Genomic DNA, 19,144 nt, shown 5'->3' with positions numbered 1-19,144 from the left:
CTACCTGATCTCGAAGCTGGAGTGCGGGGTCGCCCTGGCCCATACGGCCTCGAAGGCGTCCGCGCAGAGCTTCGCCGCGGCCGGGTCCTCGCTCATCTCGCCGCCGGCAGACACCCCTTCGCCGGAGAAGTGATTCCAGCGGATGAGGCGCCCGTCGATGAGCCAGAAGTCGTTGCCCGGGAGCGCGATGTCGCTCGCCTGACGTCGGGGAAGCCAGCGAACGTCCTCGCCGGCGGCGACGTTCGTGAACGTCCCGTCGTACAGGAAGCGGGTATACTCGCTGACCGGCTCGGAGACGATGCGGGCCCGGCGCACGGTGACCCCGCGGGCGACGGTGGAGCCGATGAGGTCGAGCCAGGGCCGCCACCACGCTGCCTGGTCGGCAGGGTCGTGGCGGTGTCCGGCGCGCCAGTCCGCGAACGGGCCGGTCTCGTAGTCGACCGCGTAGGCATCGCGGGTCTCCAGGTGGACGACCGAGTGCTCGGCGGCGCCGAGGAGGTCGGGCCAGCTAGGGACGTTCAAGGGCATCGCAGGCCTCCCTGATCATGTGCGCCATGCGTGCGGGGATCCGCACCACGGCCTCTCCCTTCGGGATGCCGGCCCCGTGGCCGGGCAGCTCCAGGGCCGCGCACTCCGCCTCCAGCTCGGGGCTGGGAAGCCAGCCCTGGAAGACGAGCTCCTGGTGCTCCTCGTCGACCCACACGGTAGGGCTCTCGCCGTCGCTGCTGCTCGGGTCGATGCCCACGAAACGTAGCGCCATGGTGTCCTCCGTTGCTCGGGTTGTGCACGGATGAACACCACAGTTATGGCCGCAGGTTGAGCGGTCAAGAGGACGTCCGCAAGGTCGTCCGAATCGGGTCTCTGCGTGAACATCGGTGCACATTCGTGGCCGCCGCGTACGGCCCCTCGTCAGGCTCTGAGGACCACCCGCTGACGACGCTAGGGAGCACCGGCATGACCAGCACGCGCGCCGATCTGGATACGGGCAAGGCCCTCGTATCGAGGGCCCTCGTTCCGTACAACGACAAGCCGGACGAGGTCACGATCGCCTCGCTCGTGGATGACCTGCTGCGCTACGGCGAGTCCCTCCTCGACGACGTTCCGCGCGACGAGACGACGGCCGCGGCGCGGGGCGACTGGCGCATGCTCACCGTCGAAGGCCCGACCGACAGCCCCCTGGGTAACTGGAACCACGCCCGCGCGCTGGCCCGCACCGTACGGAACTTCCACCGCTTCCTGGCCGAGCAGTGAACGGGCCGGCCCGACGGTCCCTGTAGCCACGCCTGCCCCCTGCTCAACATCGCCGTCCGCTGACCCTGCACTCCCTCATCGAAGGAGACCGCTATGTCCAGCCCCGCCCCGCCCCCGCCGTGCAGCGCCGGCAAGGGCGAAGCCCCTCCGACGCCCGCTGTCATCGGCAGCGTGCTCACCGCTGCGCCCGGTGAACGCAACGCCCGCGCCCTTCTCGACGCCGACGAGTTCATGACGGTCACCGCGACGCTCGCCCGCAACGAGCCGGACTTCGGCTGGGTGTATGCCGAGCAGGTCATCGTGGAGACGCTCAAGTTCTACATCGCGGCGGCCGAGAGCGACGAGCGTCTCGTGCCCTCCGAGATCGTCGACAAGGGCGTCCACGCGCTCCTCGAGAACACCGAGGCCTACTACGCCGTGGGCGCCCGGCTCGGCGTGTTCGTGCACCACTACCCGACCGTGGCGGGCTCCGCGCCGATCGCGCTCGGCTGGCTCGAGCGGACGGTCGCCGCGATCCGCCGGGCCGGCCTTTCCGAGGAGCCGGAGATGTGGACGTGATCACCGTGGAGTTCGACACGTCCGCCACGGACGTCACCACGTGCGAGGCCTGTTGGCGGGGGCCGGTCCAAGCGGCCCGTACCGCCGCGCACGCTCACGGTCGCGATCTGCTGTGCATCCCGTGCGCGGAGGCTGGCTACCTGGCCCGCGTCGATCTGTTCCCCCCGTACGGCATCTACAAGCTCAACGGAAGGAAACTGAAGATGACCCTGGAGATGGGTAGGCACGGCTCCGGAAGCCCGCAGACGCCGCCGGACCCCGGTCCGCCGCTGCCGTCGCCGCCGCCCACCCCGACTCCCGGCCGCCCGCCCGTGTAGGGCAGCCCCCATGACTGGGCCCCCGATGCGATCCACACGCATCGGGGGCCCTTGTGCACCTAGTTGCAGAACGGCGGGTCAGTGCCCGCAGTAGGGCTTGGACCACCAGCCGCAGGGCACGCAGTACTCGGCGCCGAGGAGGCTCAACAGGGCACGGATCATGAGTGGTTCACCTCCTCCCGAACCACGTGGACCGTGCACATAACCCCTTCCGGGCCCCGCTCCACCCGATCGACGCGCACAATCTGACCTGCGTACTCGTCTCGGAGAGGGGGATCCGGAAGCGGTGGGGGAGTGGCAGACGAATCGGACAGCCCGCGTCGGTACTGCCAGCCGCACCCCGCGACCACCAGGCCCCACACGGTGAGCACTCCCGCGTCGGGGGACACCGCGAACACGGCCGCCAGGGGCACCCCGGCGGCGACGGTGAGGACACACCCGCCGGCCGTGCGGCTCGGCTCCGGCTCCTCCTCGTCGGGTGCACTCACGCGAGGGCCCCGTAGACCGTGCCGCCCAGCCAGTTCACGGCCTGGGCGAGCGGGACCGCGGCGAACCCGGCGACTCCGGCCGAGGTGCCGAGGCAGATCCCGCACCAGGCGCCGCGCTTGATGTCCGCCCCGTGCTTCGACTTCTTGACCGCGGCCACCAGGCCGACGGTGAAGATGAGCACCAGGGCGCCCCCCGTCTGCGTGAGCGGCAGGTAGGTGACCCGGGCGATGTTCTGGCCAGCCTGGCCCCCGACGCCCCAGACGAGGGCGACGTCACCGAGCCAATTAGAGATCCACAAGGTGGTGTCGGCGATCCATCCGATGAGGCCGCCGACGCCGAGGATGGTCAGCACGCCGTAGGCCCACGAGACGAGGAACGGCAGAAGCGCGGCGGCGTGCTTCACCGGGTCCTTGCGGAGGGGCTTCGTGCCGGGCCACCACCCGGTCACGTAGTGGACGAGGATGCCGAGGCCGACGGTGACGCCGCCGATGGTGACGATGTTCATGGGGTCCTCAGTGGAGGAGGGCCGCGCCGAGCGCGGCGAGCAGCAGGATGAACGCGCACGTCCCGAGAGCGGGTAGCGCGTAGGGGCCGCGGGCGCGGGTCGGGTCCGTGAGGGTGAGCCCCACGAACCCGACCGCCGTCGCCGCGGCGAAGAACACGGCGAGGAGCACGGCTACGCCGCTCCGGGGCTGTCCGTCATACGCGTGGCCGGGGCCGTCGGGTCGCCGTCATACGGGGGCACCCGGACCGCCATACGCTGAGGTGGGACGCCGTCCGGGTAGAGCCCGGACTCCCACACCCACGCGTACCCGTGCGCCAGGAACGCCACCGCGAAGCGGACCGCGTCCGACGCCGTCATACCGGTCCGCATGACGATCGCGAGGTCGTCGGACAGGGTGTCGTCCACGCGGACGGACATGCGCTTGCCGGCCTTCGGCGGTGTAGTCACCAGGCACCCCCGGCGCGGAGCGTGGCCAGCCGGTCGGCGAACTCGACGAGCAGCGCCGCCCGCGCGGCCAGGCCCGCGGCGAACTCCCGCAGGCCGTCCGGGTCCAGCGTCGCGCCGGGCGCGACGAGCTCGACATAGACGCTGAGCGGCACGGGGCGCCGGCCGAAAGGGAACTCGACGAGCTCGGCGTCCACGCCGATGAGCCCCTCGGGCACGGGTACCGGCGCCGAGTGGTGCAGGTCTACCCGGTAGCCGGTGGGGTCGTTCGGGTGGCCAGCGCACCATGACGGCTCGGGCATGGTGACCGGTCCGCCGTCGAGGGTGGGCACCGTGACGGTGCGGACGCCAGTCACTGGTCACCGCCGGCGGCCTGGCGGAGCTCGGCGGCGTACTGCTTGCGGGTGGTGCCCACCTCGACGGCCGGCGCGAAGGCGAGGAGCTGCTCCTCGGCGTGCTCGGCGCGGGCGGTGCCGTAGCCGTGCCGGCGGGCGGCGAAGGTGATGACGAGCGCGGTACGGATGCTCTCCCGCATCGGGTGCTGCGGGCGCTCGGCGATCAACCGGGCGGCGATCTGCTGGAGCAGGGCGCGGGTGTCCGCGTCGGGCAGGCGTGTACGTTCTGGCATGGGTCTGGCTCCCTGATACGAGGGGTGTCGGATCAAGGCGCCGTTCGGTGTGCAACCACCGGGCGGCGCCGTCGTGCTCCACAGGCTGTGGAGAGGCGGCGCCCCGGTGGGTCCCGTGCCCGAGAGGGCACATCGAGGGCACAACGTGACGGATAACGCTGAGAAACGATGACAACTACTGACAGTGGTTTCTGCACGTCAGACCCCCTTTCCGAGGTCGAGTGCAGGTCAGAGACGCGAGCAGTAAGTACGTGAACTACCGCTGATCACCGGCTTGGGCCTCGGCTCAGCCCGCACGCCGGCCCGGCGGTCCTTCGAGGACCGCCGGGCCGCGGTCGTTGCGGCGGGGGGCGCGTGCGGCAGGTGCCTCCGCGGGGGCGACCGCGGGCGGCGTCTCGGGCGGTTTTGCGGCCGGTGTCGCGGGACCGGCGCTCGGTGGGTGTGTGCCGGGCGTGAGCGGCGTACGCGCCCGTGGCGTCCTCCGTGTGCACTTGGGCGGCGGGGAGTGCGCCCACCAGGGTGAGGGGTGTCCGTCACCGCCTCGACAGGGGGTTCCCGCATGCCTGGGGCCGGCACGTTACGTGAAGACTTCGGGGCGTCCGTGGTGGTCGCCCTGGTCGCGCTACCGCTCTGCGTCGGAGTGGCCGTCGCCTCCGGGGTGCCGGCCGAACTCGGGATCCTCACCGGGGTGGTGGGCGGGCTGGTCACCGGCTGGTTCCGGGGCAGTTCCCTCCAGGTGAGCGGCCCGGCCGCCGGGCTCACCGTGCTCGTCTACGAGGCCGTACGGGCCTACGGGCTGCCCGCACTCGGCGTACTCGTCCTGGCCGCCGGCCTGGTGCAGCTGGGCATGGGCGTGCTGCGGCTCGGGCGGTGGTTCCGGGCGATCTCCGTGGCCGTCGTGCACGGGATGCTGGCCGGCATCGGGCTCGTGCTGATCGCCGGTCAGCTGTACGCGCTGGCCGATGCGCAGGCCCCGGCGCGGACCTTGGAGAAGCTGGCCGGCGTCCTGGAGCTCGGCGGGCGCGCCGACTGGACCGCCGTGGCACTCGGGGCCGGGACCGTCGCGGTCCTGGCGGTCTGGCGGCGGCTGCCCGACCGGCTGCGGCTCGTACCGGGGGCGCTCGTCGGGGTCGCGGCCGCGACCGCCGTGGCCGTACTGCTGCGGCTGCCCGTGGAGCGGGTCCGGGTCACGGGCGTCCTGTCGGCCGTGACCCCGCCCGACTGGGAGGACTTCGGAGTGCTGGCCTCCGTGGGGGCCGTGGGGACCGTGGTGGCGCTCGCGCTGATCGCCTCCGCCGAGACGCTGTTCAGCGCCGCTGCCGTGGACCGCATGCACGACGGGGACCGGACCGACTACGACCGCGAACTGGTCGCCCAGGGCGTCGGCAACACCCTCTGTGGGGTGCTCGGGGCTCTGCCGATGACCGCCGTCATCGTCCGCAGCGCCGCCAACGTCGAGGCCGGCGCCCGCACTCGGGCCTCGCGGATCCTGCACGGCGGCTGGCTGCTGCTGTTCGCCGTGGCCGTCCCCGGACTGCTGGAGTCCGTCCCGCTCGCCGCGCTCGCCGGGGTGCTGCTGCACGCCGGCTGGAAGCTGCTGCCGGTGCGGGCGGTGGCCGCCCTGTGGCGGTCGCACCGGGGCGAGGCGGTCGTCCTGGTGGCGACGGCCTCGGCGATCGTGGCCACGAACCTCTTCGAGGGGGTGCTCGCCGGGCTGGGGCTCGCCGTCGCCAAGGCGGCCTGGGAGACCTCCCACGTCCACCTCGAGCCGGTGTGGGAGGGCGACGAACTGCGCGTGCGGATCCTGGGGAACGCCAGCTTCCTGCGGCTGCCCAAACTGCTCGACGAGCTGGACGCGCTCCCCCGCGGCGGTGCCGTCCGCCTCGACCTGAGCGGGCTGCGCCACCTCGACCACGCCTGCCTGACCGCGCTGGACGGCTGGGAGCGCAGCCGCACGCCCGTCCCCGGCAGGGAAGGCGTCACCTAGCCCGGGTACCCTCCGGCCGTGACCGCCATGAACTCCAGCTCCAGCGCCAGCGCCATGCCGACCGAGATGAAGCGCACCCTGGGTGTCTTCGACGCTGTCGTCGTCGGGCTCGGGGCGATGATCGGCGCCGGGATCTTCGCCGCACTGGCCCCGGCGGCCCGGGCTGCGGGCGGGGCGCTCCTCGCGGCGCTCGCGGTCGCCGCCCTGGTGGCCTACTGCAACGCGCACTCGTCGGCACGGCTGGCCGCCCGGTATCCCTCCTCGGGCGGCACCTACGTGTACGGGCGCGAACGGCTCGGGCCCTTCTGGGGATATCTGGCCGGCTGGGGCTTCGTCGTCGGCAAGACGGCCTCCTGTGCGGCGATGGCCCTCACGGTCGGGGCCTACGCGTGGCCCGGGCAGCAGCACGCGGTGGCCGTGGCCGCGGTGGTGGCACTGACCGCCGCGAGCTACGGCGGGGTGCAGAAGTCCGCCCGGATCGCCCGGGTGATCGTGGCGGTGGTGCTGGCCGTCCTGGCCGGGGTCGTCGTGGCGTGCCTGTCCTCCGGCGAGGCCGACGCCGGCCGTCTCGACGGTTCGGACTGGGCCGCCGCCGGGCTGCTCCAGGGCGCCGGGCTGCTGTTCTTCGCCTTCGCGGGCTACGCCCGGATCACCACCCTGGGCGAGGAGGTGCGTGACCCGGAGCGCACGATCCCGCGAGCGGTGCCCCTCGCCCTGGGGATCGCCCTGCTCGTGTACGCCGCGGTCTCGGTGGCGGCGCTGTCGGTGCTCGGAGCCGACGGGCTGGGGCGGTCGGCGGCTCCGCTGGCCGATGCCGTGCGCGCGGCCGGCTGGCCCGGACTGACTCCCGTCGTCCGGGTGGGCGCGGCCCTGGCGGCGCTGGGCTCGCTGCTGGCACTCGTACTCGGGGTGTCGCGGACCACCCTGGCGATGGCCCGGGACGGCCACCTGCCGCGCGCGCTGGCCGCCGTACATCCCCGGCATCAGGTGCCGCACCACGCCGAGCTGGCGGTGGGCGCGGTGGTGGCGGTGCTCGCGGCCACCACCGATCTGCGGGGCGCGATCGGCTTCTCCTCCTTCGGCGTGCTCGCCTATTACGCGATCGCGAACGCCTCCGCGTGGACTCTCGATTCAGGTGTCAAGGACCGGGCCGTGGCAGCGGTGGGGCTGTCCGGCTGCGTGGTGCTGGCCTGCGCGCTGCCCGCCGCGTCGACGATCGCCGGGGCTTCGGTGCTGGCGCTGGGCGCGCTGGCCTACGGCGTGCGCCGGCGGCTCACACCCGGGCTCTGAAGTCCGCCCAGGGGGTCAGCTCCAGGTCCCACTCCTCCCCCGCGCCCGATTCCTCGCTGAACCAGGCGCTGCCGTCGAGCCAGCCGCGCAGCCAGTCGGCGAGTGCGGGTGATTCGAGGAACCAGGCGAGGGCCGGATCGCCCGAGTTCGGTTCGAACAGCAGCACTTGGGCGGTTTCCGAGCGGCAGTCCACGCAGGCGCGCAGGCCGCAGCCGAAGTCGGCTATGGGCAGGACCCCCTCGGGCCAGCGCCAGGCCGACGCGCGCATCGCGGTGTATTCGGCGACGGCGCGCTCCACGGACAGCAGGCCGTACTCGGGGCCGAAGCCGCCGTCCGCGACCCGGGTGTGGAGGGCCGCGAGGAGGGGCGGCAGGGCGAAGCCCAGGGCGGCCTCGGCCAGGCGCAGTTCCGCGGTGGCCAGGGGCGCCGGAAGGGGCGCGGACGGGGCGCCGGTGGTCCCGTACCGCCCCTGGTGGGAGCTGTGCGCACGACCGGCTACTTGCTTCAGCAACTGCTCGGTGTCATCCATGCACACAGAGTGACACCCCCCACTGACAATCCCCCTGACCTGGGATTTTCAGCCGCTGACGGCGGGGTCTCAGTCCGCTTGGCGTTCCGTGTCCCGCGCCGCGGCGGCGTGCGAGTCGTACCCGACGAAGAAGGTGGGCCGGCGCTGCACCGCCGTGTAGATGCGGCCGATGTACTCGCCGAGCAGGCCGACGCAGATCAGCTGCACCCCGCCGAGGAACAGCATCACGATGAACAGCGAGGTCCAGCCGGGGACGGTCTTGCCCTCCAGGTAGATCGCCAGGGTGGCGCCCACCATCAGCAGGCAGCCGAAGAAGCTGGCCACCCCCAGCCAGGTCGCCAGGCGCAGCGGGGCGGCGGAGAAGTTGATGACGCTGTCGACGCCGAGGCGGAGCATCTTGCTCAGCGGGTACTTGGTCTCGCCCGCCACCCGCTCCTCGCGCTGGTAGGTGACCTGGCCGCTGGGGAAACCGAGCCAGGGCACGAGCAGGCGGTACACCTGGTGCTGGTCGGGCATGGCCTTGACCGCGTCGACGGCCGCGCGGCTCAGCAGCCGGAAGTCGCCCGCCTGCGCGGGCACCTGCTTGCCGACGAGGCGGCGCACCAGCCAGTAGTACGCGCCGGCCGTGTGCCGCTTGAACCCGGTGTCGGTGCTGCGGTCGGCCCGGACCCCGTAGACGATGTCGAGGCCGTCAGCGCGGGCCAGGTCGAGCATCTCAGGGATCTTCTCCGGCGGGTCCTGGAGGTCCGCGTCGATGCTGGCCACGTACGCGCCCGAGGCGCTGTGCAGGCCCGCCGTGAGGGCGGCCTGGTGGCCGGAGTTCCCGCGCAGCCGCACGATCCGCAGCTCGGGCCATTTGGCCTGGAACTCGGTGAGCAGTTCCGCGGTGCGGTCCTTGCTGCCGTCGTCGACGGCGACGACCTCGTACCGGACGGCCATGGCGTCGAGTGCCGGGCGCAGCCTGCCGACCAGGGCCGGCAGCGCGTCCTCCTCGTTGTACATCGGCACGACCACCGAGAGGGTCGTGGGGAGCTCGGAGGGCTCGGAGAACTCGGAAGGCCCAGAGGGCTCGGAGGGCTCAGTCGACATCGGTTCTTCCCTGCCCGTCGTGCGTGCCGCTCGTCCGCGTCACTCGTCCGCAACCCGGAACTTTAATACGAGTGGAGAAACCTGATCCGGGCTCGTCGCTGCTCAGCGCGAGGCGAACGGGGCATCCGTGGGGACGATCTCACGGCCCAGCGGGAGCAGGGACAGCGGGACCATCTTGAAGTTGGCGATGCCGAACGGGATGCCGATGATCGTGAGGCACAGCGCGATGCCGGTGACGATGTGGCCCAGGGCCAGCCACCAGCCCGCGAGGACCAGCCACAGCACGTTCCCGACGCAGGACGCGGCGCCCGCGTCACGGCGCTCGACGGCGGTGTACCCGAAGGGCCACAGGGCGTACACGGCGATGCGGAACGAGGCGATGCCGAAGGGGATTCCGATGATGGTGATGCAGAGGATCACACCCGCCAGGCAGTAGCCCAGGAAGAGCCAGACTCCGCTGAGGACGAGCCAAATGACGTTCAGGATGGTCTTCACCGGCTGCGTCCTGCCATCTGTTCGAGCCGGGCGATGCGCTCGGCCATCGGGGGGTGCGTGGAAAACATCTTGGACAATCCCTCGCCGGGACGGAAGGGATTGGCGATCATCATGTGGCTCGCGGTCTCCAGTCGCGGCTCGGCCGGCAGCGGGAGCTGCTTGGTTCCTGCGTCCAGCTTGCGCAGGGCGCTGGCCAGGGCGAGCGGATCCCCGGTGAGCTGGGCCCCGGAGGCGTCCGCCTCGTACTCGCGCGAGCGGCTGATGGCGAGCTGGATCACGGAGGCCGCCAGCGGGCCCAGGATCATGATCAGCAGCATGCCGAAGAGCCCCGGGCCCTCGTCGTCGTTGGAGCGGCCGATGGGGATCAGCCAGGCGAAGTTGACCAGGAACATGATCACGGAGGCGAGGGCGCCCGCGACCGACGAGATGAGGATGTCGCGGTTGTAGACGTGGCTGAGCTCGTGGCCGATGACCCCGCGCAGCTCCCGCTCGTCGAGGATCCGCAGGATGCCCTCGGTGCAGCAGACCGCGGCGTTGCGCGGGTTGCGGCCGGTGGCGAAGGCGTTGGGGGCCTCTGTCGGGGAGATGTAGAGCCGGGGCATGGGCTGGCGCGCGGAGGTGGAGAGCTCGCGCACCATGCGGTAGAGCTCGGGGGCCTCGAACTCGCTGACGGGGCGGGCACGCATCGCGCGTAGAGCCAGCTTGTCGCTGTTCCAGTACGCGTACGCGTTGGTGCCGAGGGCCACGAAGACGGCGACGATCAGGCCGCCCCGGCCGAAGAAGCTGCCGATGAGGATGATGAGGGCCGACAGACCACCGAGGAGTACGGCGGTCTTCAGCCCGTTGTGCCGGCGGTGCACGGTGCGCCCTCCAAGTGGTGCGGCAGGGGGACCCGTCCAGGATCTGGAGATCGGAGGGCCTACGGTCCAGTGGACCCTTCCTTCCTGGTCAACGCGAGGTGAGCGCGGCAGGTTCCCCGGGCGCGCCAGGCCCCGCCGCCCCGGTGGACCGGGGGGCGGGTCCGCGGCGGGCGCGGTGGAGGTTGGGCCGTACGGGTTACGGGCGCGGTGCAGGCCACGGCTCGGACAGGGCCCTGAGGGGGCCCTGAGGGGGCCCGAACGGGCTCCGGCCGCCCTTCGGCATGCTTCCCCGCAGCGCTCCGCGCAGCTCTCTACAGCGGGAAGAGGCTGCCCGTCGCGAAGCGCAGCACGAGCTGCGGGGCGCCCGAGAGGACCAGGGCGGTGGCGGCGGTGAGCACGATGGCCGCCGTGACCGGCCAGGGGGTCCCCGTACGGGGCTGCGCGCCCTTCTGGGCACCCTCCTGGGCGCCCTCGTGGGCCGCGTCGCCGTCGGGGGCGCGGAAGAGCAGGGCGGTCCAGCGCAGGTAGTAGTACAGCGCGATCACGACGTTGACGGCCATGACCACGGCGAGCCAGCCCAGCCCCGCGTCGACCGCCGAGCGGAAGACGGTGACCTTCGCGAAGAGGCCGATGATGCCCGGCGGCAGGCCGGCCAGGCAGAGCAGGAAGAAGGCCATCGCGAGGGCGGCGAGCGGGCTCTCGGCGTACAGGCCCCGGTAGTCGCAGAGCCGGTGGAGGGGCTTCGTACGGGCCACCAGGGCGGCCACGGCGAAGGCGCCGAGGTTCACGGCGGCGTACATGAGGGCGTAGGCGACGGTGGAGCCGATCTGGTCGCGGCCGGCGTAGGCGGCGGCCGCGATCGGGACCAGCAGGTAGCCGGCCTGGCCCACGGAGGACCAGGCGAGCAGCCGTACGGCGCCGCCGGGACGGTCGGCGGACTGGCGCAGGGCCGCCGCGTTGCCGAGGGTCATGGTGAGCGCGGCGAGGACGGCGAGGGCCGGGCCCCAGACGTCGGAGTACGCGGGGAAGGCGATCACGGTGACGAGGATGAGCCCGGTGAAGCCGACGGCCTTGCCGATGACCGACAGGTATCCGGCGACGGGCAGCGGGGCGCCGACGTAGGTGTCCGGGACCCAGAAGTGGAAGGGGACGGCGGCCGTCTTGAAGGCGAAGCCGACCAGGGTGAGCGCCACGCCGGCCATGGCGAGGGTGTCGAGCTGCCCGGGGACGCTTTCGAGCCGGTCGGCGACCTGGGTGAGGTGCAGGGAGCCGGTGGCGGCGTAGACGAAGCTGACGCCCATCAGGGACACGGCGGTGGCGGTGACCGAGGACAGGAAGAACTTGAGGGCGGCCTCGGAGGAGAGCCGGTCGCCGCGCCGCATGCCGACGAGGGCGAAGGCGGGCAGCGAGGCGACTTCGAGGGCCACGATCAGGGTGGCGAGGTCGCGGGAGGCGGGCAGCAGGGCCGCGCCGGCTGCGGAGGAGAGCAGCAGGAACCAGTACTCGCCGGCCGGCATGCGCGCCTCGCGGACGGCCGTGACCGACAGCAGTGCGGTGACCAGTGCGCCGCCCAGGACGAGGAACTGGACGACGAGCGCGAAGTGGTCGGCGGCGTAGCTGCACGCGCCGGGGTCGGCCGTACCGGGTCCGGTGAGGCAGAAGGTGCTGCGGTCGCCGGCGCGCAGCGGTAGCAGGGTGGCAGTCGCGGCTGCCAGTCCGGCGACGGAGATCCAGCCGAGCAGCGGCTTGCGGCGCTCCGGCAGGAAGAGGTCGGCGACCAGGACGAGGAGGCCGACGGCGGCGGTGATGACGACGGGCGCGATGGCGAGCCAGTCGACGGACTGGACCATGTTGGGGCCGCCGGCGGCGGCGACGGCGGTGCTGGTGATGGGGCTGAGGACCGTCATGAGTTCCCTCCGGCGAGGAGCTTCTGGACGGCCGGGTCGGTGAGGCCGAGGAGGACCGCGGGCCACAGGCCGGCGAGGAGGGTGAGGGCGACGAGCGGGGTCCAGGCGGCGTACTCGTAGCGCTGGATGTCCGCGAGGACCACGGGGGCGGCGGCGCTTTCGCGCGCGGCCTTCGGGTCGCCCATGCACACCCGCCGTACGACGATCAGAAGATAGGCGGCCGTGAGCAGGGTGCCGAACGCGCCGACGGACATGTACGTGAGGAACGCGGGCCGGGACAGGCCGTCGGCGGGGTCGAACGCGCCGAAGAGGGCCAGCATCTCGCCCCAGAAGCCGGCCAGGCCGGGGAGGCCGAGCGAGGCGATGGCGGCGAAGGCGAGGAGGGCGCCGAAGCGGGGGGCGCGGCCGTAGAGGGCCGCTCCGGTGGCTCCGGCGAGGGTGTCGAGGTCGGCCGTGCCGTAGCGGTCCTTGAGGGCGCCGACCAGGAAGAAGAGGAGGCCGGTGATCAGGCCGTGCGCGACGTTGGCGAAGAGCGCGCCGTTGACGCCGGTGGGGGTCATGGACGCGATGCCGAGCAGCACGAAGCCCATGTGGCCGACGGAGGAGTACGCGATGAGGCGCTTGAGGTCGCCCTTGTTGCCCTTGCGGGCGAGGGCGAGGCAGGCCAGGGATCCGTAGACGATGCCCACGGCGGCGAAGGCGCCCAGGTACGGGGCGAAGGTGGCCATGCCGTCGGGGGTGGCGGGCAGCAGGATCCGGACGAACCCGTAGGTGCCCATCTTCAGCAGGACGCCCGCGAGGAGGACGGAACCGACGGTGGGGGCGGCGGTGTGGGCGTCCGGCAGCCAGCTGTGCAGCGGCCACATCGGGGTCTTCACGGCGAGGCCGATCCCGATGGCCAGAACGGCCAGGACCTGGGTGGTGTGGGACAGTTCGCGGCCGTTGTCAGAGGCGAGTGCCACCATGTCGAACGTGCCGCTGTTCAGTCCGATCAGCAGCAGGCCGAGCAGCATGACGACGGAGCCGAGGAGGGTGTAGAGGATGAACTTCCAGGCGGCTGCCTGCCGCTGAGCACCGCCCCAGCGGGCGATGAGGAAGTACATCGGGATGAGGACCATCTCGAAGGCGAGGAAGAACAGCAGCAGGTCGAGGACGGCGAAGGTGGCGAGGGTGCCCGACTCCAGGACCAGGAGCAGGGCGACGAACGCCTTCGCGGAGGGGCCCGCGGGGAGCTTGAAGTAGCTGTAGAGCGCGCAGAGGAAGAACAGCAGCGCGGTCATCAGGAGGAGGGGGAGCGAGATGCCGTCGATGCCGAGGTGGATCCGGACGTTCAGCGCCTGGATCCAGCTGATGTCCGTCGTCGCCTGGAAGCGGGACGGGGCGTCGTGGTCGAAGCCCACGGCGAGGACGATCGCCGCGGCGAGGATGGCACCGGTCACGGTCACGCCGTGGCGCAGTACGGCCTGTTCGGGGCTCTTGCCCTTCAGTCCGGGCGGGGCCGGCAGGAGGGCGGCGACCGCGCCGACGAGGGGTCCGGCCACGACGAACGCCAGAAGGAACTGCATCACGGACGGGCTGATATCAATCACGGCTGACTCACGGCTCACGATCCGGCGTTGACGTTGGCGAGGACGGCGGTGGCGATCGCCAGGACCACGGCGCCGGCGAGCAGGGCACTCAGGTAGCTCTGCACGTTGCCGGTCTGGGCGCGGCGTACGAGGCCGCCGAGCAGCCGGGGGCCGAGGCCGGCGCCACGGACGTACGAGTCCACGACCTCGCGGTCGAGGAAGCGTACGAGGGCTGCGGCGGCCCGGACGGGGCGGACGAAGAGGCGGTCGTAGACGGCGTCGAGGTGGAAGCCGACGGCGGCGTGCCGGTGGAGCGGGCCGAGGAGCGCGCGGCCGGGGTCGGGGGCGGGGCCGGCCGGGACGACGGGGTGGTCGTGGGTGACCTCGGCGACTTCGGGGGTCTCCGCGGCGGACTCGGCGGCTGTGACGGACGCGGGCACCGCGGCGGTGGCGGGCACCTTGGCGGGGCCGGCTCCGGCCGGGGCGAGGGCGGTCTGGGCCTTGGCGCGCTGCCACAGGGCGTAGGTGAGCACCGCGCCGACGGCGGCGGCGCCGGTGCCGAGGACCGAGGTCGTCAGCGACGGGGTGAGCTCGCGGCCTTCGAAGAAGTCGGCGAGGGGGCCGGCCAGCAGGCCGAAGCCGACGGACGGGACGGCCAGCAGCCACAGCACGCCGGTCATGGCGACGGGCTCCTTGCCGTGGTCGGGGGCGGCCGCGCCCCGGCCGCGGAAGGCCATCAGCCACAGCCGGGTGGCGTAGGCGGCGGTGAGCAGGGCGGTCAGCACGCCGGCGACGAGGACCACCCAGCCGGCCGCGCTCGGGGCGAGCTCCGAGTGGCCGCCGGCGGTGTGCTCGGCGGCGACGAGGACGGCTTCCTTGGAGAAGAAGCCGGCGAAGGGCGGGAAGGCGGCGAGCGCGAGCAGCGCGATCGTCATCGTCCAGAAGGCGTCGGGGATGCGCTTGGCCAGGCCGTCCATGCGGGACATGGCGGCGAGGGAGTTGGTCCCCGCGGCGTGGATGATCACGCCGGCGCCGAGGAACAGGAGCGCCTTGAAGGCGCCGTGGGACAGGAGGTGGAAGACGGCGGCCGCGCGGTCGCCGACGGCCAGGGCCCCGGTCATGTAGCCGAGCTGGCCGATCGTGGAGTAGGCGAGCACCCGCTTGATGTCGTCCTGGGCCAAGGCGGCTAGGGCGGAGCCGACCATCGTTACGGCCGCCATGACGGCCAGGACCACCAGTGCGGCACGGGAGGCCGCGAAGACGGGGAGGAGGCGGGCCACGAAGTAGACACCGGCGGCGACCATCGTCGCGGCGTGGATCAGCGCGGAGACCGGGGTGGGGCCCGCCATGGCGTCCGGAAGCCAGGTGTGCAGCGGGAACTGCGCGGACTTGCCCGCGACTCCGGCCAGCAGGAGCAGCGCGATGAGCGTCGGGTGGTCGAGCCCGCCCGCGGCGACGGTGCCCAGGATCTTGGTGATCCGGAAGGACCCGGCGTCGGTGGCGAGCGCGAACAGACCGATGAGGAAGGGGACGTCGCCCAGCTTGGTGACGAGGAAGGCCTTCAGGGAGGCGGAGCGGGCCGCCTCGGTCTCCCAGTAGTGGCCGACCAGGAAGTACGAGCAGATGCCCATGATCTCCCAGCCGACCAGCAGCACCATCAGGTCGCCGGAGTAGACGACGAGCAGCATGGCGGAGGTGAACAGCGAGACCAGGGCGGCGTAGGAGGGGTAGCGCGGGTCCTCGCGCAGGTACGCCGTCGAGTAGATCTGCACGCAGGTGGCGACGACGCCCACGAGGACGGCCACCATGACGGCGAAGCCGTCCAGGTGGAGCGAGAGCTCGATGGGCACCGAGCCGGTCGGGGTCAGCTCGGTCGCCGTGTCGATCGCCTTGCCGCCGCCCTGGCGGAAGGCGACCAGGACGGCGAGGACGGCGGCGGCCAGCGTCGGCAGGACGGCGAGCGGCTTGACGAAGCCTGGGGCGGTGCGGCCGAGCAGCAGTCCCGCCAGCGCGCCCAGGAAGGGCAGGAGGGGGACCAGTACGGCGAGGGTCGGGGTGCTCACGCGGCGGCTCCGGTCGCAGGGTTCGCGCTGTCCGGGTTCGCGCCGGCCGGGTTCCAGCCGTCCGGCTCGTGGCCCTCGGCGGTGTCGCGCAGTCGGTCGACGTCCGCGGTGCCCCGGTTGCGGTACACCATCAGCACGATCGCGAGGCCGATGCCGATCTCGGCGGCGGCGATGGCGATGGTGAAGAGGGTGAGGGCCTGGCCGGCGTGCAGGGTGTCGCGCAGCCAGACGTCGAAGGCCACCAGGTTGAGGTTGACGGCGTTGAGCATCAGCTCGACGGACATCAGGACCAGGATGGCGTTGCGGCGGGCGAGCACTCCGTACAGGCCCGTGCAGAAGAGGAGAGCCGCCAGCACGGCGGGGTAGGCGAGGTGCATCAGCGCTGCCCCTTCTTGTCGGTGGCGGGCGCGGCGGGGTTCGCGGCCGGGGGCGCACTGTCGGGGGTGTCCTTGCGGGACAGCACGATGGCGCCGATCAGGGCCGCGAGGAGGAGGACGGACAGCGCCTCGAACGGCAGCACCCAGTGCCGGAAGAGGATCTCTCCCGAGACCTTGGTGGAGCCCTGGGCGGGTCCGTCGAGGTCGATCCAGGTGGTGCGGAAGGCGTCGACGACCACCCAGACGAGCGCGGCGGCCGCGACGAGGGCGACGCCGAGCGCGACCGGGCGGTTGCCCGAGTCTGCGTCCGGTGAGCGGCCGATGGGGGCCTTGGTGAGCATCAGCCCGAAGAGGAGGAGGACGACCACGGAACCGAGGTAGATCAGTACCTGGACCCAGGCGATGAACTCGGCGGTCAGGAGCAGGTACTCGACGGCGACCCCGCCGAGCGCGACGACCAGCCACAGGGCGGCGTGCACGAGCTGCTTGGTGGTGACCGTGACGACGGCCGCGCCGAGGGTGGCGAGGCCGACGAGGACGAAGGCGATCTCGACGCCGCTCGGGGAGAGGAAGCCGTTGCCTTGGGCGGCTGCGGTGATCACGCGTCTCCTTCCGGGGCCGGGGTGTCGAGCGTCGCGGCAGCGGCGGCGGCTGCCGCGGCTGCGGTCTCCGCCTTCTCCACTGCCTTGCGGGCGGCCGCGATCTCCTTGGGCTCCTCGGCTGCCGGGTCCAGGGCGGGCGGGGCCGGGACGGTCCACATCCACTCGCGCAGCTTGTCGCGCTCGTGGGTCAGTTCGTGGATGTCGGTCTCGGCGTACTCGAACTCCGGCGACCAGAACAGCGCGTCGAAGGGGCACACCTCGATGCAGATGCCGCAGTACATGCAGAGGGAGAAGTCGATGGCGAAGCGGTCGAGGACGTTGCGGCTGCGCTCACGGCCACCGGGGGCGGCGGCGGGGAGCGTCTCCTTGTGGGAGTCGATGTAGATGCACCAGTCGGGGCACTCGCGCGCGCACAGCATGCAGACCGTGCAGTTCTCCTCGAACAGGCCGATGACCCCGCGCGAGCGCGGGGGGAGTTCGGGCTGCACCTCGGGGTACTGGGCGGTGTGCGAGCGCTTCGTCATCGTGCGCAGCGTGACGGCCAGGCCCTTGGCGAGGCCGGAGCCGGGGATGGGGGGCATTTACTGGATCGCCACCTTCACGATGCCGGTGAGCGCGATCTGGGCGAGCGCGAGCGGGATGAGTACGGTCCAGGCGAGCTTCTGGAGCTGGTCCTCGCGCAGCCTGGGGTAGCTCACGCGGAGCCAGATCACCACGAAGGACAGCGCGGCGATCTTGAGCAGGGTCCAGACCCAGCCGAAGTCCTCGCCGCCGAAGGGGCCGTGCCAGCCGCCCAGGAAGAGGACGGTGGTCAGGGCGCACAGGACGACGATGCCGGCGTACTCGGCGAGCAGGAACAGCGCGAAGCGCAGGCCGGTGTACTCGGTGTACGCGCCGAAGATGATCTCGGAGTCGGCGACGGGCATGTCGAAGGGGGGCCGCTGGAGTTCGGCGAGGCCGGCGGTGAAGAAGACGAGCCCGCCGACGATCTGCCAGGGCAGCCACCACCACTCGAAGGCGCCGACGATGCCGGGGAGCGACACCGTTCCGGCGGCCATGGCGACCGAGGCCGCCGCGAGCAGCATGGGGAGCTCGTAGGCGAGCAGCTGGGCGGCGGTGCGGAGGCCTCCGAGGAGGGAGAACTTGTTCGCGGAGGCCCAGCCGGCCATGAGCGAGCCGAGCACTCCGACGCCCATGACGGCGAGCGCGAAGAAGATCCCGGCGTCGATGACCTGGCCGATGGCGCCCTCGCCGGGGCCGATGGGGATGGCGAGGAGCACCAAGAGGTACGGGAGGAGCGCGACGGCGGGGGCGATCTGGAAGACGCGGCGGTCGGCGTTGGCCGGGACGATGTCTTCCTTCTGCGCGAACTTGACTCCGTCGGCGACGAGCTGGGCCCAGCCGTGGAAGCCGCCGGCGTACATGGGGCCGAGCCGGCCCTGCATGTGGGCCATCACCTTGTGCTCCATCTGCCCTACGACGAGCGGGAGCACGAGGAAGACGGCGAAGACGACGATCAGCCGCAGGGCGACGTCGAGGACGTCGTTCACGCGGCGCCTCCGGTGGGGTCGTTGGGGGTGGGGTCCGTGTCCGAGGGGTCCGCCTTGGGGGCGGACTTGGACCCGGGCTCCTGCTCGGAGTCGGACGCGGGCTCGGGCGCGGGCTCGCCGGAGCCCGCCGGGGTGGCCGGGGCCGCCTGGTCAGCCGGAGCTGCCTGGTCGGCTGGGGCCGCCTGGTCGGCTGGGGCGGCGGGAGCCGCCGGTTCGCCGGGCGTAGCCGGTTCGGCCGGAGCCGCCGGGGTCGTCTCAGGGGTGTCGAAGGCGGGCTTCGGGTTGTGCCAGGGGGCGTCCGTGCTGCCGCGTACCGGGCGGGCCGGGGCCTGGGGTTCCGCCGCGGGCGTGCCCTCGGCCTCGGCCAGAGCTGCGGCGGCCTGGCTCGCGGAGCCGTCAGCGACCGAGCGGGAGCGGCGCACCGGGCGGGCCGGGGCCGCTTCGGACGAAGCCTCCGGGGGCGGGGTTGCACTCGTGGCCGGGGGTTCCGCCTGGCTCGCGGAGCCGTCAGCGACCGAGCGGGAGCGGCGTACCGGGCGGGCCGGGGGCGCTTCGGACGGGTTCGCCGGGGCTTCGGCCGGCGTCGGCGGGGTGGCTTCGCCGGCAGCGCCGGCCGCCGTGCGCGGGGTGCGGGC

The 19,144-nt window shown here is 72.4% G+C and carries 23 protein-coding genes and 1 pseudogene; 5 read left to right on the top strand and 19 right to left on the bottom strand.

Annotated features, from left to right (window positions below):
- Positions 1 to 528, bottom strand: coding sequence for a DUF6879 family protein (locus tag ACFWBW_RS21970; protein ID WP_385374921.1), 528 nt, complete (start codon positions 526 to 528; stop codon positions 1 to 3).
- Positions 509 to 760, bottom strand: a complete 252-nt coding sequence (locus ACFWBW_RS21965) for a hypothetical protein (RefSeq protein ID WP_385374919.1) — start codon at positions 758 to 760, stop codon at positions 509 to 511. Before ACFWBW_RS21965 ends, ACFWBW_RS21970 begins: the two co-directional genes overlap by 20 nt.
- A gap of 194 nt (positions 761 to 954) precedes the next feature.
- Between ACFWBW_RS21965 and ACFWBW_RS21960 the strand changes: the two genes are divergently transcribed.
- The 3 genes from ACFWBW_RS21960 to ACFWBW_RS21950 all read left to right on the top strand — a co-directional run bounded on the left by ACFWBW_RS21960 (position 955) and on the right by ACFWBW_RS21950 (position 2,126).
- The gene (locus ACFWBW_RS21960) at positions 955 to 1,251 is read left to right on the top strand and encodes a DUF6415 family natural product biosynthesis protein (RefSeq protein ID WP_385374917.1); all 297 of its coding nucleotides are present in this window, start codon (positions 955 to 957) and stop codon (positions 1,249 to 1,251) included.
- A 93-nt stretch (positions 1,252 to 1,344) separates the two neighbouring features.
- Positions 1,345 to 1,809 carry a hypothetical protein gene (locus ACFWBW_RS21955; protein ID WP_385374915.1) on the top strand — a complete coding sequence of 155 codons (465 nt, stop codon included), beginning with the start codon at positions 1,345 to 1,347 and terminating at the stop codon, positions 1,807 to 1,809.
- Entirely contained in the window at positions 1,806 to 2,126 is a 321-nt protein-coding gene (locus tag ACFWBW_RS21950; protein WP_385375007.1) for a hypothetical protein, read from the top strand. The genes ACFWBW_RS21955 and ACFWBW_RS21950 overlap by 4 nt, the downstream gene beginning before the upstream one ends.
- Positions 2,127 to 2,610: 484 nt before the next feature.
- Here ACFWBW_RS21950 and ACFWBW_RS21945 read toward each other — a convergent pair whose 3' ends face one another.
- From ACFWBW_RS21945 to ACFWBW_RS21925, 5 genes are read right to left on the bottom strand one after another with little or no spacing between them, the layout of a single operon-like run.
- The gene (locus ACFWBW_RS21945; RefSeq protein ID WP_385374913.1) at positions 2,611 to 3,120 is read right to left on the bottom strand and encodes a hypothetical protein; all 510 of its coding nucleotides are present in this window, start codon (positions 3,118 to 3,120) and stop codon (positions 2,611 to 2,613) included.
- A gap of 7 nt (positions 3,121 to 3,127) precedes the next feature.
- Positions 3,128 to 3,289: a hypothetical protein gene (locus ACFWBW_RS21940; protein WP_385374911.1), complete on the bottom strand. Its 162-nt coding sequence runs from the start codon at positions 3,287 to 3,289 to the stop codon at positions 3,128 to 3,130.
- Positions 3,290 to 3,291: 2 nt separating this feature from the next.
- Entirely contained in the window at positions 3,292 to 3,567 is a 276-nt protein-coding gene (locus tag ACFWBW_RS21935; protein ID WP_385374909.1) for a hypothetical protein, read from the bottom strand.
- Positions 3,564 to 3,920 (bottom strand): DUF6907 domain-containing protein, encoded by a 357-nt coding sequence (locus tag ACFWBW_RS21930; RefSeq protein WP_385374907.1) that lies wholly within the window; start codon positions 3,918 to 3,920, stop codon positions 3,564 to 3,566. The genes ACFWBW_RS21935 and ACFWBW_RS21930 overlap by 4 nt, the downstream gene beginning before the upstream one ends.
- A complete protein-coding gene (locus tag ACFWBW_RS21925; protein ID WP_385374905.1) occupies positions 3,917 to 4,192 on the bottom strand; it encodes a hypothetical protein in 276 nt (91 codons plus the stop codon). The genes ACFWBW_RS21930 and ACFWBW_RS21925 overlap by 4 nt, the downstream gene beginning before the upstream one ends.
- A 559-nt stretch (positions 4,193 to 4,751) precedes the next feature.
- Here ACFWBW_RS21925 and ACFWBW_RS21920 point away from each other — a divergent pair.
- Both ACFWBW_RS21920 and ACFWBW_RS21915 read left to right on the top strand, forming a co-directional pair.
- On the top strand, positions 4,752 to 6,179 hold the full coding sequence (locus ACFWBW_RS21920; protein ID WP_385374902.1) for a SulP family inorganic anion transporter: 1,428 nt from the start codon (positions 4,752 to 4,754) through the stop codon (positions 6,177 to 6,179).
- A 27-nt stretch (positions 6,180 to 6,206) separates the two neighbouring features.
- A complete protein-coding gene (locus ACFWBW_RS21915; protein ID WP_385375005.1) occupies positions 6,207 to 7,469 on the top strand; it encodes an APC family permease in 1,263 nt (420 codons plus the stop codon).
- Here ACFWBW_RS21915 and ACFWBW_RS21910 read toward each other — a convergent pair.
- From ACFWBW_RS21910 to ACFWBW_RS21855, 12 genes and pseudogenes are all read right to left on the bottom strand, one after another.
- A complete protein-coding gene (locus ACFWBW_RS21910) occupies positions 7,453 to 7,998 on the bottom strand; it encodes an SMI1/KNR4 family protein (protein ID WP_385374900.1) in 546 nt (181 codons plus the stop codon). The two genes, ACFWBW_RS21915 and ACFWBW_RS21910, sit on opposite strands and share 17 nt — an antisense overlap.
- Before the next feature lie 69 nt (positions 7,999 to 8,067).
- Positions 8,068 to 9,087, bottom strand: coding sequence for a glycosyltransferase family 2 protein (locus ACFWBW_RS21905; protein WP_385374898.1), 1,020 nt, complete (start codon positions 9,085 to 9,087; stop codon positions 8,068 to 8,070).
- Positions 9,088 to 9,189: 102 nt separating this feature from the next.
- The gene (locus ACFWBW_RS21900) at positions 9,190 to 9,582 is read right to left on the bottom strand and encodes a YccF domain-containing protein (RefSeq protein ID WP_327305117.1); all 393 of its coding nucleotides are present in this window, start codon (positions 9,580 to 9,582) and stop codon (positions 9,190 to 9,192) included.
- The gene (gene htpX, locus ACFWBW_RS21895) at positions 9,579 to 10,442 is read right to left on the bottom strand and encodes a zinc metalloprotease HtpX (protein ID WP_385374896.1); all 864 of its coding nucleotides are present in this window, start codon (positions 10,440 to 10,442) and stop codon (positions 9,579 to 9,581) included. The genes ACFWBW_RS21900 and htpX overlap by 4 nt, the downstream gene beginning before the upstream one ends.
- Before the next feature lie 311 nt (positions 10,443 to 10,753).
- Positions 10,754 to 12,349 carry an NADH-quinone oxidoreductase subunit N gene (locus ACFWBW_RS21890; protein WP_385374894.1) on the bottom strand — a complete coding sequence of 532 codons (1,596 nt, stop codon included), beginning with the start codon at positions 12,347 to 12,349 and terminating at the stop codon, positions 10,754 to 10,756.
- Positions 12,346 to 13,914 (bottom strand): NuoM family protein, encoded by a 1,569-nt coding sequence (locus tag ACFWBW_RS21885; RefSeq protein WP_385375003.1) that lies wholly within the window; start codon positions 13,912 to 13,914, stop codon positions 12,346 to 12,348. Before ACFWBW_RS21885 ends, ACFWBW_RS21890 begins: the two co-directional genes overlap by 4 nt.
- A gap of 38 nt (positions 13,915 to 13,952) precedes the next feature.
- Positions 13,953 to 15,980, bottom strand: coding sequence for an NADH-quinone oxidoreductase subunit L (locus ACFWBW_RS21880; protein ID WP_385374892.1), 2,028 nt, complete (start codon positions 15,978 to 15,980; stop codon positions 13,953 to 13,955).
- Complete coding sequence (gene nuoK, locus ACFWBW_RS21875) at positions 15,977 to 16,357, bottom strand: NADH-quinone oxidoreductase subunit NuoK (protein ID WP_385374890.1); 381 nt, start codon at positions 16,355 to 16,357, stop codon at positions 15,977 to 15,979. The genes ACFWBW_RS21880 and nuoK overlap by 4 nt, the downstream gene beginning before the upstream one ends.
- Positions 16,357 to 16,959: an NADH-quinone oxidoreductase subunit J gene (locus tag ACFWBW_RS21870; protein ID WP_385374888.1), complete on the bottom strand. Its 603-nt coding sequence runs from the start codon at positions 16,957 to 16,959 to the stop codon at positions 16,357 to 16,359. Before ACFWBW_RS21870 ends, nuoK begins: the two co-directional genes overlap by 1 nt.
- On the bottom strand, positions 16,956 to 17,540 hold the full coding sequence (locus ACFWBW_RS21865; protein ID WP_327254449.1) for an NADH-quinone oxidoreductase subunit I: 585 nt from the start codon (positions 17,538 to 17,540) through the stop codon (positions 16,956 to 16,958). Before ACFWBW_RS21865 ends, ACFWBW_RS21870 begins: the two co-directional genes overlap by 4 nt.
- Positions 17,541 to 18,509 carry an NADH-quinone oxidoreductase subunit H gene (locus tag ACFWBW_RS21860; RefSeq protein ID WP_385374886.1) on the bottom strand — a complete coding sequence of 323 codons (969 nt, stop codon included), beginning with the start codon at positions 18,507 to 18,509 and terminating at the stop codon, positions 17,541 to 17,543. It lies immediately after the preceding gene.
- Positions 18,506 to 19,144: pseudogene (locus ACFWBW_RS21855) on the bottom strand (hypothetical protein); the annotation flags it as partial. The gene ACFWBW_RS21860 and the pseudogene ACFWBW_RS21855, both read right to left, overlap by 4 nt.

The sequence above is a fragment of the Streptomyces sp. NPDC059957 genome (genome assembly GCF_042730015.1).
Classification (GTDB): domain Bacteria; phylum Actinomycetota; class Actinomycetes; order Streptomycetales; family Streptomycetaceae; genus Streptomyces.
The sequence above is the reverse complement of the archived record's forward strand: the minus strand, read 5'-3'. Positions and strand labels throughout refer to the sequence as shown.